This is a genomic window from Aminobacter sp. P9b (assembly GCF_045345995.1).
Taxonomy (GTDB): domain Bacteria; phylum Pseudomonadota; class Alphaproteobacteria; order Rhizobiales; family Rhizobiaceae; genus Aminobacter; species Aminobacter niigataensis.
Map to the genome: position 1 here is coordinate 4,875,779 of NZ_CP150082.1, position 16,021 is coordinate 4,891,799.

Sequence of the window (16,021 nt, forward strand, 5' to 3'; positions counted from 1 at the left end):
AGGTGCATTGGAGCTTCGTCAGCTGGAATATTTCCTCGCCATTATCGAGGGCGGGTCTCTCTCTAAGGCGGCCACGGTGGTGGGCATAGCCCAACCAGCCCTAAGCAGGCGCATGCGCCAGTTGGAGGAGGAACTCAACGTTCAGCTGTTCTACCGCCATGGGCGCGGCATCCGGCTGACCAGCGAAGGAAAGCAGCTTCAGAGCGTCGTTGCTCCGATCATCCGCGATCTGGAGCAGGTTCGATCTGAGCTCAGGGAAAGTTCCGTCGTGCCTACCGGCAAGATCAGCTTCGGTGTGCCTCCGTCCATAAGTGCCGCCATCGGCGCGGAGATCGTTGCCAAGTTTTCGCGACGGTTTCCCCATGTGAAAGTACACCTGGTCGACGGGCTGTCCGGCTTCATCAATGAATGGCTGACCGCGGGGCGGATCGACATGGCCGTCATCAATCATGCCAGGCGCTCACCGTACATGCGAATGGACTACCTGATGTCCGTCGATTTGTTTCTCTTCGGTCCGCGCGATGACATCGATGCAATTTCGCCCAATTCCGATGTCTTTCCGACCAGCGATCTGACCAAGCTTCCTCTTCTGCTGGTTGGCCGCCATCACGGCTTGAGGCGCGAGTTGGACGGTGCGATGCGCAAGCTTGGCCTCGAGCTCAATGTCAAAGCGGAGGTCGATGCGTTGGTTGCGCTAAAAAACCTCGTACGCGGCGGCCATGGCTTCACCGTTCTGCCACACGGCCTGATCCTGCCAGAGGTGGGCAACCGCGATTTCGGCTTCCGCCGCCTCGTCGAACCTGGGCTGCGCCAAGACTTCATGATTGCGTTCTCGCTTCAGACACAAACCACACGCGCCATGCGGGAACTGGCCAAACTGGTTCGTACCGAAGTCAGCCTGGCCTTGAACGACGGCCGGTTGGTAGGTCACGTCGAGCAACGCACGACGGCCAGCATTGGCGATTGCGCCGAAAGGCTCCAGGCCGCCCTGTCGGGCGTTCTCTGATCAGGACTGCAGTGGCATAACCAGCAGGCATCACCGGGCGCACGGCGGCCCGGCATTGCGTTCGCGTCGACGCATGCAGCCATGCCCCGGCGGCACGAGCCGATAGGTCCGCCCGCGCCACGGATCAAATCCGCCTCGCGTGCGACGATTTTCCTTTGCTGGCCATCTGTGCAACAGCCCATGGACGACGGCCCGACACGACCGGCGATCGCTTGTCTGTGTTTTGTGAGAGTAGCGCCGTCGGGCCATGCGACTTAGCCAGCTATACCCAACCAGCATATCTTCTGTTCCCCGCAGGCGCATGGAACCCATCGGGTATCTGCAGCACAGTGGTCCCGACAACAAAAGAATGCACCGCGCATTTGAGGGTCGGCGCGACCAGCCGCGATACATCGCAACCCGACCTCGCGCCGCACAAAGGCAGGCCCGTCACGACCTCGACGGGACCCCCGATCGGGCAAACCACCAACAGGAGTAGATCAAAAAGAACGTCAGGCGGGGCCTACGTGAGCGTTATCTGCAAGCAACTCTGGGAGGAGAAAAAATGAACGGAATGATAGCAACGAGCCTAAAGCGATTGAGCTGTGCGATGTCGCTGGTGGTTGGTCTGGTTGGGTCGGTCGTGACCGTCCAGGCGCAAGACAAGGTCGCATTCGCGACCAATTGGAAGGCTCAAGGCAGCCATGGCGGCTTCTACCAGGCGGTCGCCGACGGCACTTACAAGAAGTTTGGCCTCGACGTCGAGATCGTCCAGGGCGGGCCGCAGATCAACACCCGCGCTCTGCTGTCCGCAGCAAAAGTCGACTTCCTTTTGTCGGTGCCACAGAATGTTCTGGAGAATTACCGAGCGAACATACCGACGGTCATGGTGGCGGCCCTGCTCCAGAAAGACCCGATAGCGGTGATGGCGCATCCGGGAAAATTCAAGGACATCGCCGATATGCGTCGCGCGCAAACAATCTATGTCGCGCGCCCTGCCCAATTCAGTTGGTGGCCCTGGGCAAAACGTGCGTTTGATCTCAGCGATGATCAGGTGAAGGCATACAACTACACCATGGCGCCGTTCCTCGCCAATCCAGAGTCCGTTCAACAGGCCTATGCCACGTCGGAACCGCTCTACATCGACGCGTTCAAGCCGGACGTGTTCCTGCTCGCAGATTATGGCTGGTCCGCCTACTCCAGCGTCATTGAAACGCGCACCGAACTGGTCGACGACAACCCGGACCTGGTCAGCCGTTTCATCGACGCGACCATGATCGGCTACAGCAATTTCCTCTATGGCGACCGCACCCCAGCCTACGACCTGATTCGAAAAGACAATCCCGAAATGACGGTTGAAAAGCTCGACGCCGAGGTCAACGAGATCCTCCGCCTGGGCCTCATCGACGGCGGCGACGCCGTGGAACGTGGTATCGGCGCTGTCGATCTCAAGCGTTTCTCCAAGTTCTATGACGACATGGTGGAAGTCGGGCTCTACAAGCCCGGCGAGATTGACCTCGCCAAGGTCGTCACCGACAAGTTCGTAAACAAGGCTGTCGGCGTCGACATCCGCAAGCGGGCTCAAGGCAACTAGCAGAAGCGGCTCGGGCCATCGCGCGAGCCACCCCGACATGCCAGGCGACTTTCGGCAATGAGCCGAAAGTTGCCGTTGGCTTCGCTCACCACTATCGCCGCTCAGGTAAACTCAAATCGCCGATCCAAAATTGCCGCCAGCGGCCACCGGCTCGGGCTTGCGATGCTCACCAACCAGTTGCGTAAATTTGCGCGCGTCGATCGGGCTCGCGCACCCCACAGGTTGGCCAATCGAGGCCTTCGCCTCTCCGTTCACGCCTGCACGGAGAAACCACCATCCACGGTCAGGGATGCGCCCGTCACGAAGTCGGACGCAGAGCTCGCCAGGAACACAACTGGACCGGCGAGTTCTTCCGGCCGACCCCAGCGTTTTGCCGGGGTCCTGTCGATCACATGCTGGGCCAGGCCCGCGACCTCGCTGCGCGCAGAAACCGTCAGATCGGTATCGATCCATCCTGGCAGGATGGCATTTACCTGGATATTGGAAGATGCCCAGGCGGTAGCCAGGGCCCTGGTGAATTGCACAAGTCCACCCTTGCTCGCCGAATAGGCAACGGAAAACGGCGCTCCGAACACCGCGAGAATTGACGCGATGTTGATGATCTTGCCGCCACCCCGGGCCTTCATGCTGTCGAATACCGCTTGGGACAGGTAAAATGCGCTCGACAGATTGGTGTCGATGACATCCTTCCAGTCTGCCTCGGAATAGTCCTCGGGAGTTTTGCGGATAGCGATCCCGGCGTTGTTGATGAGGATGTCGACGCCGCCGCATTTTTCAACAATGGAAGCGACAAGTTTCCTGCATTCGCTCTCAGAGGTTACATCAGCCTCGAAAAACAGCGCATCAAATCCGTCTGCCTTCAATGCGGCGACCGCGTTCTTTCCCTTGTCCCGGTTGCGTCCGACAAGAACCGGAGTTGCCCCGGCAGCCGCAAGTCCTCGAGCCATCTCAAGCCCAATCCCGCCATTCCCGCCAGTTACGACAGCCACTCGTCCATCAAGTTTGAAAAGGTCCACGCGTTTTTCCTAGGTCTTTGAATTCGTTATGGAAACCCTGCCGCGCGAAGTCGCGCAAAATGGCAACGGGTTGCCAGCCAAGGCTGCTGGCGGATTCACGCCACACTCAGCGCCGCTGTTCCGCGCCGGCTGCAAGTTCCCTGGCGCGGGCGCGAAGCATGAACTTCTGCACTTTTCCCGTGCCGGTCTTTGGCAGTTCACCGAAACTGAAGTGACGCGGCGTTTTGTACGGCGCCAATCTTTCTCGGCAATATGCCTTCAACTCTTCGGAATTGACCCCGGCATTCGGCCTCACCTCGATGAATGCATAGGGCGTTTCGCCCCATTTGGGATCGGGTGCGGCGACCACTGCAGCAAGCAGGACGGCCGGATGCTGATGCAGCGCGTTCTCGATCTCGATGCTCGAAATGTTTTCGCCGCCAGAAATGATGATGTCTTTCGAGCGGTCCTTGATCTCGATGCTGCCGTCCGAATGACGGACCGCCATGTCTCCCGTATGGAATACGTCGTTGAGGAAGGCTGCGGCGGTCGCCTCGGCATCACGATAATAACCGGCCATCACGGTGTTGCCCGCCAGCACGATCTCTCCGAGCGTCACGCCATCCGCCGGCACGTCCTTCGCCGCGTCATCAAGGACGCGAACGCGACTGGCCGAAATGTGCCTTACGCCCTGCTTCGACAGTTCGACGGCTTTCGCCGCCGCATCGAGCGAGTTCTGGTGTTCGGCGAGCGTCTGCATGGTCACCGGCCCGAAAGATTCAGTAAGACCGTACAGGTGCGTGAGGTCAAAACCCAACGCATCGAGTTCATTGATCAAGGTGCTGGTCGGAGCCGCCCCACCCATGGCGACACTGACGCGCCGCGCCGGGTCGTGACCTTCTCGCGCCGGGTGATTGAGAAGCATGTAGAGCACGACCGGCGCGCAGGACATGTGCGTGACGCCATGTCTTGCTATCTCGGCAAAGACAACGCCCGGGTCGACCTTGTCGAGGCAGACATGCAGCGCACCGGCCGCCGTGACGGCCCAGGTGTGGCACCACCCGTTGCAATGGAACATCGGCAGCGTCCACAGATAGGCGGAACGCGAATTGAGCCCGAGGGCCAGGACATTGCCGATCGAATTGAGGTAGGCGCCGCGGTGATGGCAAACCACACCCTTCGGGTCGCCCGTGGTTCCTGACGTGTAGTTCAGGCTGATGGGCTGCCATTCGTCGACGACGGCCGTATTCTCGAGCGCTATGTCGATGCCGTCGTCGGCGAGAAGGTCGAGCACATCCAGGCTGGCATGCCGTTCGCCATCGTCGGCGAAAACGACGCATTGAACGTTTTTGGCCTTCGCGGCCAGGCTGGCGACGTCACGGCTCGCGGCATCGCTAAGAACCATTCGGCTTTCGGCATGGTTGAGAATGAAGCCGACGGCGTCGGCGTCGAGCCGCGTGTTGACGGTGTTGAGAACCGCCCCGATCATCGGCACGGCATAATGCGCGGCAAGCATCTCGGGCCGGTTGCCGGCCATGACGGAGACGACGTCTCCTGCCTGCACGCCTCGCTCTTTCAAGAAACGGCAAAGCCGGCCGACCATCCGGGCAAACTCGCGATAAGTCCAACGTCTGTCGCGCCAGGCAACCGCCGGCCGCGTCGGAAAAACTTCGACCGATCGAAGCAGGAAATCCACCGGCGTAAGCGCAACGCAGTTCGCCGGGCGCGCCGACAGATGTGGTTCCAGACGCATTGATAATTCTCCCCCTCTTCGGCCGGCGCCTTGGCACGATAGCCAGCGCCACCCCAATCACATCGACAAGACGATTTTTCCGGACACTTCCCGCGCGGCGAGCGCGTTCAAAGCGAGCCCGGCTTCTTCGAGGCAGAACCGCCTCTGAACCGACGGCTTGATCTTCCTGCGGACATAAAGATCAGTCAGTTCGGCGACGGATTCATGATGCCGCTGCGGATCACGCTCCATTGCCGCGCCCCAAAACACGCCCCTCACGTCGCAACCTTTCAGCAGCGGCAGGTTGAGGGGAAGACTTGGCACACCCGCCGCAAAGCCTACGACCAGGTAACGGCCCTGCCAGCCAATCGACCGCATGGCCGGCTCGGCATATTCTCCCCCGACTGCATCGTACACGACCGACGCACCATCCGGGCCGCAGGCAGCCTTGAACAAGCCGGCCAGACGTTTCTGGCCCTCGCGCCCCAGTTCGCCGCGCGGATAGAGCACGGTCTCATCCGCCCCAAGCGACCGGGCGATCCCCAGCTTCTCTTCGGTTGAGGCAGCCGCGACGACTTTGGCGCCCAGGGCCTTGCCGAGTTCGACCGCCGCCAGCCCCACGCCTCCGCCGGCTCCCAGCACCAGCAGGGTTTCGCCCTGACGCAGTGTCGAGCGGTCGCGCAAGGCGTGATACGCCGTGCAGTAGGCCATCAGGAAGGCTGCGGCGTCGTCGTATGGCATGCTGTCGGGAATGGGCGAACAACGAGCAGCGTCGACGCAGACATATTCTGCCATGCCGCCCCAGCCGAGCATCGCCATGACCCGGTCGCCGACGCAAGGCCAACTCACGGCTTCGCCGACCGCCTCGACAATTCCTGAGACTTCGGCACCCGGAGAGAATGGACGCTCGGGCCTGTATTGATAGCGGTCGTCGATAATCAGCAAATCCGGATAATTGATCCCGACTGCCCGAACCCGGATGCGCACCTGGCCGGGCGCGGGCTCAGGTATAGGCACGCGCCTCAATGCGAGCGTTTCTGGCCCGCCAGCCTTCTCGCTGAGGACCGCCGCCATCGTGTCTTGAGGCTCTGACGCCTGCGTCATGTTGCAAGCGCTCCCAGCCCAACGTAGAGCTCGAGCGCTTCGGGATTTGCCAGCGCTTCCTGGTTCTTGACGGGTCGGCCATGGACGATGTCGCGGACGGCGAGTTCGGTGATCTTGCCCGACTTGGTGCGCGGGATGTCGGCGACGGCGACGATCTTCGCCGGCACATGGCGCGGGCTGGCACCGGTGCGGATTTTGGTGCGGATGCGCTTTTCCAGCTCCGCGTCCAGCGAAACGCCCGGGGCGAGGCGGACGAACAGCACCACGCGCACGTCGTCCTGCCAGTCCTGGCCGATGCAGATCGCCTCGGCGATCTCGGGCATCTGCTCGACCTGGTTGTAGATCTCGGCGGTGCCGATGCGCACCCCGCCCGGATTGAGCGTCGCATCCGAGCGGCCATGGATGATCATGCCGCCATGGGCTGTCCATTCGGCGAAGTCGCCATGGCACCAGACATTGTCGAAGCGCTCGAAATAGGCGGCGTGGTATTTGGCGCCGTCGGGATCGTTCCAGAAGCCGATCGGCATCGCCGGGAATGCCCTGGCGCAGACCAGCTCGCCCTTTTCCTCGCGCACCGGCTGGCCGTCGTCGTCCCAGACCTCGACGGCAAGGCCGAGGCCCGCACCCTGGATCTCGCCGCTCCACACCGGCTCGGTCGGCACGCCAAGCACGAAGCACGAGACGATGTCGGTGCCGCCGGAGATCGAGGCGAGGTGCACATCCTTCTTGATGCCGTCATAGACGAAGGCAAAGCACTCCGGCGACAAAGGCGAGCCGGTCGACGAGATGGTGCGCACGGTCGAAAGATCGTGGCTGTCGATCGGTCTCAGGCCGGCCTTGCGCACCGAATCGATGAATTTCGCCGAGGTGCCGAAATAGGTCATCTTCTCGGCCTGGGCGAAGTCGAACAAAACGTTGCCGTCGGGATGGAACGGCGAGCCGTCATAAAGCAGCAGCGTTGCCTCCGCGGCCAGCCCCGAGACCAGCCAGTTCCACATCATCCAGCCGCAGGTGGTGAAGTAGAACAGGCGGTCGCCGGCTTTCAGCCCCGCATGCAGGCGCAATTCCTTGACATGCTGGATCAGCGTGCCCCCGGCCGAATGGACGATGCATTTGGGAATGCCGGTCGTGCCCGAGGAAAACAGGATGTAGAGCGGGTGCGAAAACGGCAGCGGCTCAAACGTCACCGGCCTGGCTACGAACGGCGCCAGGGCATCCTCCAGCGCCTCGGCCTTGGCGATGGACGAGGCCACGTCGCTGGCCGTGCCGAGATAGTCGACCACCAGCACCTTGCTCACGGTCGTCAGCTTTGCGGCCACCGCTGCGACCTTCTCGCCGACTTCGATGTGCTTGCCGGCATACCAGTAGCCGTCGGGCACGATGAAGATTTTCGGTTCGATCTGGCCGAAGCGGTCGAGCACGCCCTGTGCGCCGAAATCGGGCGAGCATGACGACCACACCGCCCCGATCGAGGCGGCTGCCAGCATCGCCGCCACCGTCTCGGGCATGTTCGGCATCATCGCAGCGATCCGGTCGCCTTTTGTGACGCCGAGCGAAACGAACAGCTGCTGCAGCTTCGACACCAGGGCCGCCAGCTCGTCCCAGGACAGCCGCCGCTCGACCTTGCCTTCGCCGCGAAAGACGATCGCCTCGCCGGAGCCCGCGCCGCGCAACAGGTTCTCGGCGAAGTTCAGCCTGGCATCGGGAAAGAAGGCAGCGCCCGGCATCTTGTCGCCGTCGACCAGCACGCGGCTGCCCTTGTCGCCGACGATGCCGCAGAAGTCCCAGACCAGGTCCCAGAACGCCTCGCGCTCGTCCACCGACCAGGCGTGCAGTTCGGCATAGCTGGAGAATGCACGCCCGGCGCGGGCCGACGCCTCGGCCACGAACGCCGTCAACGGCGCTTCCGCGACCTGCTTGGCGGACGGCACCCACAGCGGCGTTTCAACGGACATCGGCATCTCTCCCGATTTAGGCATGCGCCAAACCGCCTCTTGCGTCAGATCCGCATGGTTGCATTGACTCTTCGCCAGCTTAAACTGATATCTGTGATCACAGATATTGACCTACTCGATTCTATTGCAAACTGCAAACGACTGAGCCGTGAAATGTTGCCGCGCATGCCCTTTTTGCAGGTCAGCAAGGCGCGGCTGTCGTTCGCGCCCCTCAGGAATGACAACCCCCAGCGAATGGATGACTTGATGACTCGCCCCACCCCAGATCGCCAATCGTTGCGCGAGGCGCTAGCCGACGGTGCACGCCATGGGCGCTATGTACTTCGCAACTTGCGGCTTTGTTCGGCCCTGACAACCACGGGATCCACGGCGGCTGATGCGGAATTCATGCTCACCGATGTAACGATAGAGAATGGCAAGATCGCAGCGACAAACCCTACGGGCTGTGTTGCTGCCGACGCTGGCACTCTTTCGATCGATGCCGGCGGAAGGGTTGCCTTGCCCGCATTCGTCGACTGCCACACGCATCTCGACAAGGGCCATATCCTGCCGCGAACGCCTGAGGCGGATGGTTCATTCGCCGGCGCCATGACCGCCACCATTTCCGACCGCACGCAAAATTGGTCGCATGAAGATGTAGCGCGACGCATGGATTTCGCGCTCCGATGTGCTTACCACTACGGCACCATTGCAATCCGCACGCATCTCGATTCCAAGCCGCCACAAGATGCGATCTCGTGGCCGGTGTTCCAGGAACTGCGCGACCAATGGCGCGGACGCATCGAACTGCAGGCCGCCTGCCTGTTCGGCATCGATCTGGCACGCGATCAGGTCGCACTCGAAAACATCGCCCGGCGTGTTGCCGCCGCTGGCGGCATGCTCGGCGCAGTGGCATTCCCCACGCCGGACCTCGACATGCTGCTCGACCGGATGTTTGCCACGGCCACCCGCTTCGGAATGGACCTCGATTTCCATGCCGACGAAACTGCCGATCCCTCGGCAGACGCCCTACGTCGCATCGCCGAGGCCGCGCTTCGGTCTCGCTTTTCCGGAAAGGTACTTGTTGGGCATTGCTGCTCGCTGGCGAGACAAGACCATGCGGCGGTCGATGAGACGCTCGACAAGGTCGCATTGGCTGGAGTGGCAGTGGTTTCACTGCCGATGTGCAATCTCTATCTGCAGGACCGTCGCAACGACGGCACCACGCCACGCTGGCGCGGCGTCACGCTGTTGCATGAAATGAAGCAGCGCGGCATTGCCGTGGCACTGGCTTCCGACAACACGCGCGATCCGTTCTATGCCTATGGCGACCTCGACATGATGGAAACCTTCCGGATGGGGACCCGCATCCTGCACCTCGATCATCAGGTGGGAGACTGGCCGAGGGCGGTATCGGCTACGCCGGCTGCAATCATGCGTCTCGACGGCAAAGGTGTGATCGCCAAAGGACATTCCGGCGATTTCACCCTGTTCGAGGGCCGCACATGGTCAGAACTGCTGTCACGTCCTGAAGGCAACCGCATCGTTGTCCGGCACGGCGCCCCCATCGACGCGCCGCTGCCATCCTACGCAGAACTTGACGACCTTTCAGGCCTGGCGCTGCAATGAGCAGTCAAAGCATATCGGCGGCCGGTCCTTCCGGCCGCCGATATGGGGCATGGGCTGCGGCAGTTGGACAGGCATCGATGATGGATGCCTATGGAATGCGCCAGGTGCACTCCGTCTGGTCTGCCGCGGCAACCATGCCCGTACCTCTAGCTGAGCATCTGAAGGTCGCCATCGACGGCTATGGCTTGGCCCGTTGTTGTTCGAAACCGCAGCGACGCCAGGCAGACAATGGTGTCCGCAATCTGCCGGGGTGAAACAAATTCCGCGATCGACGCGCACTTCAAGGCGTCCTGCTTCATTTCCTCGAAACTGATGCCGCGAAGCTCCGCCTTCTGGGCGAGAACCGCATCCTGTCTTTCGCCGGAAACGATACCTGGCAGGATTGCGTTGACGCGAATCCCCAGGCTGCCCAGTTCCATCGCCAGGGATTTCGTAAACCCCACGACCGCCCATTTCGACGCGGCATAGGGTGTCCTCAATTGAAACCCCAGCCTGCCCGCCGCAGAGGACATGTTGACGATGCTCGGGTTCTCGCTCGACTGCAAATGCGGGATGGCAAGACGAACGCAATTGAACTGCCCGGTCGTGTTGACGTCCAGGGTCCTGTCCCATTCCTCGGGCGTGATCTCGTCGACGCGCCCCACCGGTCCGGCGATGCCGGCATTGTTGACCAGGCAATCTATGCCGCCGAGCTGCTTGACCGCATCGGCGAAGAATTCGGCAACAGAAGCCCGGTCGGAAACATCGCAATAGGATGCCGTCAGCCTGCGATGCAGCTGCCTCACATTCGCCAGGCCGTCGCGATCGACGTCGCAGATATGCACATAGGCGCCCTCGTCGAGGAAGGCCTTGGCGATCTTCAGCCCTATCCCGCCAGCGCCTGCGGTAACAATGACACGCAGTCCCTTCAGCCCGAGATCCATCGTCGCTCTCCGTATTGGTCAGCTCGACATTTCACGTTTGCGGCACCTCAGTCTGCCGCTTGTTCGGCGAGTACCTGCTGGGCAACGCGGAAGCACTCGAGGGCTCGCGGAACGCCGCAATAGATGGCCACCACATGGATCGCCGCCCTCACCTGTTCCTTCGTCACGCCGTTGGCGTTGAGGGCCGCCCGGCAATGGACTTCCCATTCATGCATCTGTCCGAGGGCGCCGATCATGGCCAGATTCATCAGGCTGCGGGTTTTAACGTCGATGGCGTCGTCGCTCCAGCCAAACCCCCAGGCCCATGCCGTCATCGCTTCCTGAAAGGGCCGGGTGAAGTCGTCGGCGTCCGTCAAATTGGCGGCCACGTAGCGTTCGCCTAGCGTTGCCTTCCGTTTGGCGACACCACGTTCGAACAGGTTGTTGTCAATCATTGTCATCCTCCATGCAGCAAAGTCGTTGGGCCAATCTGAGCCCCGGCAGAATTCAGTTCATGCTTGCCAGTCCGGCAGCGCAACGCTGGTCTATGGCCAGCATCGTCCTGCCGCGCCTCCTCGCGCTTCCGACCGCCTTCTGCGGCTAGACTAGAAGGCGACCTTGTCTCCGCCCTTCAGCGCCAGTATCTCGCGCGCCTCCTGCGCCGTCGCGATCTCGAGGCCGAGCCCCTCGATGATCTGGCGCGCACGCGAAACCTGCTGTGCATTCGTCTTGGCCAACTGGCCGGGGCCGATCCACAGCGAATCTTCCAGGCCGACACGGACGTTTCCGCCCATCGCGGCTGCCATCGCAGCGATGGGCATCTGGTTGCGTCCAGCGCCCAGCACCGACCATTTGTACTGGTCGCCAAACAACCGATCGGCCGTGCGCTTCATATGCAGCACATCTTCCGGATGGGGGCCGATGCCACCCAAGATGCCAAACACCGTCTGGATGAACAGCGGCGGCTTCACCAGGCCGCGCTGCAGGAAGTAATGCAGGTTGTAGAGGTGGCCGGTGTCGTAGCACTCGAATTCGAAGCGGGTTTCGGCCTCGCCCAGGGAGCGGAGCGCGTACTCGATGTCCTTGAAGGTATTTCGGAAAATCAGGTCCCTGGAGGATTCCAGCGCCTCTCGTTCCCAATCGTGCTTGAACTCCTTGAAACGATCAAGCATCGGGAACAGCCCGAAATTGAACGAGCCCATGTTCAGCGACGCAACCTCCGGCTTGTATACCGCCGCCGGCTTGATCCGCTCTTCCACCTTCATCCACGGCGCACCGCCGGTGGTGATGTTGATCACGCAGTCCGAACGCTGCTTGACCACTTTCAGGAAGGGCTCGAATCCTTCGGGCGTCTGATCCGGCTTTCCGGTTATCGGATCGCGGGCATGCAGATGCACGATCGCAGCGCCGGCTTCCGCGGCGCCGATCGCGGCTTCCGCGATCTCCTCGGGCGACACCGGAAGGTGCGGCGACATCGAAGGCGTGTGAATAGCGCCGGTCACGGCACAGGTGATGATGACTTTGTTGGAAATGGCCATGGCTCTCAACGATTGGTATCTTGCTGCTTCTTGTGATCGCCAAGGGCCTGCAGGCGGCGGTCACGCCACTCGCTCTTGGCAGTAATCATGTCGGGGGTGGGCGGCAGGCCCCAGCTTTCAACAACACGCTCGACGTTACCGGCGTCCCACACCGACGAAGGCGCCGGCGCGGCGGTGATTTCCCGGAATATTCCGCCGTAGCGCTGGAGGTAGTCGCCGATGCCACCGGGCGCGTTGAGTTCGATCGTCGCCAGCGGCCCCATGAACGCCCAGCGAAGGCCCAGGCCGTCCGAAACGGTCCTGTCGAGATCGTGGGCGCTGATCACACCATCGCCGACAAGACGCAGCGCCTCGGCCAGCAACGCTGCCTGAAGGCGGTTGAGGACAAATCCCTGCACCTCGCGCCTGACGACAACAGGAACTTGACCGACGTCCCGATAGAACTCGCCCGCCCGTGAAATGACTTCGAAATCCGTCCATTCGCCGCCGCAGAGCTCGACCACCGGGATCAGATGCGGGGGATTGACCGGATGCGCGACAAGGCATCGATGACGGCCCGGCAAGCCGCTGGCAAACGCCGAGGGCATGATCGTCGAGGTCGACGACGCGAGAATGACATCGCTCGAAGCGACCGCGTCGATCTTCGCAAACAGCTCTCTCTTCTTGTCCGCTGCCTCGGGTCCGCATTCCTGGACAAGGCAAACACCATCGACCGCATCTTCAAGCGAGGCCGACAGCCGAACCACGCCGGACACCTCGGAGAGTCCGTCCTCCTCGATGATCTTTCCGATGGCGCCTGCCGCCGCCTCGAGACTGCGTCGGTCGCTGTCGAACAGGTTCACCGACCAGCCGGCCCTGGCGAACACGACGGCCCAGGATCGGCCGATAAGCCCGGCGCCGACTATGCCAACTGACCGCATGAAACGCCCTTTTTCCTCGACACACCTGAATTAATCTGTGATCACAGATCACGACTAACGCATCGTCGACACCCTGTCTAGGAAAAATCGCGACGCACATCCGGCCTGCACATGGCAGGACAGTTGTTGCCGCGATTGCAAGTTGGGGTACGATCGGTGATTGCGCTGTTCAGCGCGCCGAACCCACAACAACCGCAGTGCGCGACGCACGCCCACTTGCTGTGATCAGGTGATTACGGATAACGTTGCAAGGATTGCCCGCCCAAAAAACCTGCGAGTACCGATTTTGGAACAGACCGACACCGCCCTGACCCAGATGGGGCAATTGGAGCGCGTCACGCTCGGCGAGCGTGCCTATCTCAAGCTTAGACAGCTCATCATGTCGGGAAAGCTTGCACCGAACGAGAAGCTTTCACTGCGATCCGTGGCCGAGGCATTGGGCGTGTCCATCATGCCGGTGAGGGAAGCGGTCACGCGCCTGGTCGCCGAAGGCGCCCTCTCCCTTCTGCCCAACAGGGCCATAAGCGTCCCGTTGATGACAAGGGCAAAGTTCGAGGAGCTGCTGCGCATCCGCACCGAGATCGAGGGGTTTGCTGCGGCCGAAGCTGCCGCGCATCGAACCAGCCGCGATCTCAAGCTGATATTGGACTACGACAAGGATTTCCGTGACGCCGTTGGCAAAGGCGATTCCGAAGTGGACAGTTCGCTGCAGTTGAACAAGGAACTGCATTTTGCCGTCTATGAAGCCGCCGGCTCGCCAATTCTCGTCTCCATCATCGAAGGGCTGTGGCTCAAGGTGGGACCGGTGATCAACCTGGACCTGCGGGCGTCCCAGCGGCTCGCGAGCGGAAACGCGGAGACGCATCACGCCCGCCTCGTTGAAGCGATCATCAATCAGGACGGGAACGCCGCGCGAGCCGCCGTGGTTGCCGACATCAGGTCATCCGGCGAGTTTATACTTGGTTCAAATCAACTTTGGACAAACTTGCCAGAGCCCGTCTGACGTCGACAAAGACACGCGCGTCTTGTTCAATACATGTCCGCGGACCTGCGCGAAATAACCTGTTGTCGAACAACCAATCTCGACCATTCCGGATTTTCAAGTAATGAATTTTCTTAGCGACAACACCTCTGGCGCCAGTCCGAATATTCTGAAGGCGATCGTCGAAAGCAACGATGGCGATCAGTCCCCGTACGGCGGTGACATCTGGACGAAACGAGCCGAAGCCGCCATCGCAGATGTTTTTGGATGCGACGTGGCTGTCTTTTTTGTCACGACTGGGACTGTCAGCAATGCACTTGCGGTGTCGGCTATTTCTCCGCCCTCCAGAGCCGTTTTTTGTCACGACAATGCCCACCTGATCGACAGCGAGTGCGGGGCGCCGGAATTCTTCACCAATGGCGGCAAGCTGGTCGGCATTGCCGGACCAGCCGGCAAGATGGACCCTCAAGCGCTCGCATCCAGGTTGCAGCAGTTCCCGCCAGATGTCGCCAGGCAGGTACAGCCGGGTGCGCTGTCGATCTCGCAGGCGACGGAATCCGGAACCGTCTACCGTCCGAGCGAGATACGTTCGATTGCCGATCTCGCACATGGTGCCGGAATGAGTGTCCACATGGACGGAGCGCGGTTCGCTAACGCCGTCGCAGCCCTCGACACGGCACCGGCAGAGATCACGTGGAAAGCCGGCATCGATGTTCTTTCCCTGGGGGCGACGAAAAACGGCGCCCTCGCCTGCGAAGCCATCGTGTTCTTCGATATGTCCAAGGCTGCCGATTTTGCTTTTCGCCGCAAGAAGGGCGGCCAGACACTGTCGAAAGGCCGTTTTCTTGGTGCACAGATGACCGCATATCTCGCCGACGACCATTGGCTCGACCTTGCCCGTCATGCCAATCGCGCTGCGGGGCAGCTAGCCGCGCGACTGGCCGAGATGCCCACTGTGCGGCTCCCCTGGGCGACAGAGGCGAATGTCGTTTTCGCAACCCTTCCACGGGGAATGGACGCGGCGCTTCGTGCAGCGGGCGCCCGCTATCATCTCTGGGATGCGAAATGCCTGCTCCCTGCCGACCGGCCGGCTGATGACGAAGTGCTCGTGCGCTTCATTTGTTCATTTGGGACCGCCGATGCCGACATTGACAGGCTGACAGATCTGATCCGGCAATACAGCGCCTGACACGGGCGGCCTGATCGAGACAGCGCTAGCCTGAACCAGCCTCGGATAGAGGCTGGATACCGCCGCGATGAAAAATCTCCGGCCCGCGCGCGTGCAGGCGAGACGCATACCGTGCGGCGAGCACGATTGGACATCGCGCCGAAATAGCCGGAGACCACAACGCTCCCTCCCGAGCTCGCAAGCCCGGCATCACCGGCACCTATGCCTTTTGAAATCAAAGGCTTGCGCCACGGCAAACCAAGCCCGTTCGTGCAGATGACCCGTTCCCGAGATCGCTTCTTCCTGGGTATGATCACAGATCACGAACGCATTGACTCGCAAACTGATCGCATGGCAAGATACTTTACGATTGGAAAGGTCATGGAGGAGGCGTGACGCTTTCGCAATGCAGGCAGGAGGGGAGAGCGCGATCCTGCCGCAATCGTCAATCGGCTGAACGGTTCGCTTCCGCCCTCGCGGTTGGGGTGCCGAAGGTCGGCCGCTTGCTCGAAAAGCTCGATGACCGCGGCGGAGCAGG

The 16,021-nt window shown here is 61.4% G+C and carries 13 protein-coding genes; 5 read left to right on the plus strand and 8 right to left on the minus strand.

Going from position 1 to position 16,021, the window contains the following annotated elements; all coding sequences use genetic code 11:
* Positions 1-7: 7 nt before the first annotated feature.
* Positions 8-1,006 (plus strand): LysR family transcriptional regulator, encoded by a 999-nt coding sequence (locus WHT83_RS23965; RefSeq protein WP_406872582.1) that lies wholly within the window; start codon positions 8-10, stop codon positions 1,004-1,006.
* 544 nt (positions 1,007-1,550) lie between these two features.
* Entirely contained in the window at positions 1,551-2,579 is a 1,029-nt protein-coding gene (locus WHT83_RS23970) for an ABC transporter substrate-binding protein (RefSeq protein WP_245439703.1), read from the plus strand.
* A gap of 251 nt (positions 2,580-2,830) precedes the next feature.
* Here the strand turns inward: WHT83_RS23970 and WHT83_RS23975 are convergent, their stop codons facing one another.
* From WHT83_RS23975 to WHT83_RS23990, 4 genes are all read right to left on the minus strand, one after another.
* Entirely contained in the window at positions 2,831-3,595 is a 765-nt protein-coding gene (locus WHT83_RS23975; protein WP_183264556.1) for an SDR family NAD(P)-dependent oxidoreductase, read from the minus strand.
* 106 nt (positions 3,596-3,701) lie between these two features.
* On the minus strand, positions 3,702-5,384 hold the full coding sequence (locus WHT83_RS23980; protein WP_406872583.1) for an AMP-binding protein: 1,683 nt from the start codon (positions 5,382-5,384) through the stop codon (positions 3,702-3,704).
* Entirely contained in the window at positions 5,385-6,410 is a 1,026-nt protein-coding gene (locus WHT83_RS23985) for an NADPH:quinone oxidoreductase family protein (RefSeq protein WP_406872584.1), read from the minus strand.
* Positions 6,407-8,365, minus strand: coding sequence for an acetoacetate--CoA ligase (locus WHT83_RS23990; RefSeq protein WP_406872585.1), 1,959 nt, complete (start codon positions 8,363-8,365; stop codon positions 6,407-6,409). Before WHT83_RS23990 ends, WHT83_RS23985 begins: the two co-directional genes overlap by 4 nt.
* Before the next feature lie 246 nt (positions 8,366-8,611).
* Here WHT83_RS23990 and WHT83_RS23995 point away from each other — a divergent pair, with 246 nt between their 5' ends.
* The gene (locus WHT83_RS23995; RefSeq protein WP_406874052.1) at positions 8,612-9,973 is read left to right on the plus strand and encodes a cytosine deaminase; all 1,362 of its coding nucleotides are present in this window, start codon (positions 8,612-8,614) and stop codon (positions 9,971-9,973) included.
* Between the two features lie 146 nt (positions 9,974-10,119).
* Here WHT83_RS23995 and WHT83_RS24000 read toward each other — a convergent pair whose 3' ends face one another.
* From WHT83_RS24000 to WHT83_RS24015, 4 genes are all read right to left on the minus strand, one after another.
* Positions 10,120-10,896, minus strand: coding sequence for an SDR family oxidoreductase (locus tag WHT83_RS24000; protein WP_183264782.1), 777 nt, complete (start codon positions 10,894-10,896; stop codon positions 10,120-10,122).
* Between the two features lie 47 nt (positions 10,897-10,943).
* Entirely contained in the window at positions 10,944-11,336 is a 393-nt protein-coding gene (locus WHT83_RS24005; RefSeq protein WP_108606936.1) for a carboxymuconolactone decarboxylase family protein, read from the minus strand.
* A gap of 144 nt (positions 11,337-11,480) precedes the next feature.
* A complete protein-coding gene (locus WHT83_RS24010; protein ID WP_108606935.1) occupies positions 11,481-12,413 on the minus strand; it encodes a 3-keto-5-aminohexanoate cleavage protein in 933 nt (310 codons plus the stop codon).
* A gap of 5 nt (positions 12,414-12,418) precedes the next feature.
* Positions 12,419-13,333 (minus strand): 3-hydroxyacyl-CoA dehydrogenase, encoded by a 915-nt coding sequence (locus WHT83_RS24015; RefSeq protein ID WP_406872586.1) that lies wholly within the window; start codon positions 13,331-13,333, stop codon positions 12,419-12,421.
* Between the two features lie 286 nt (positions 13,334-13,619).
* On the opposite strand from WHT83_RS24015, the gene WHT83_RS24020 reads away from it, so the two are divergent.
* Entirely contained in the window at positions 13,620-14,336 is a 717-nt protein-coding gene (locus WHT83_RS24020) for a GntR family transcriptional regulator (RefSeq protein ID WP_406872587.1), read from the plus strand.
* Between the two features lie 103 nt (positions 14,337-14,439).
* Positions 14,440-15,504, plus strand: coding sequence for a threonine aldolase family protein (locus tag WHT83_RS24025; protein ID WP_406872588.1), 1,065 nt, complete (start codon positions 14,440-14,442; stop codon positions 15,502-15,504).
* Positions 15,505-16,021: the final 517 nt, after the last annotated feature.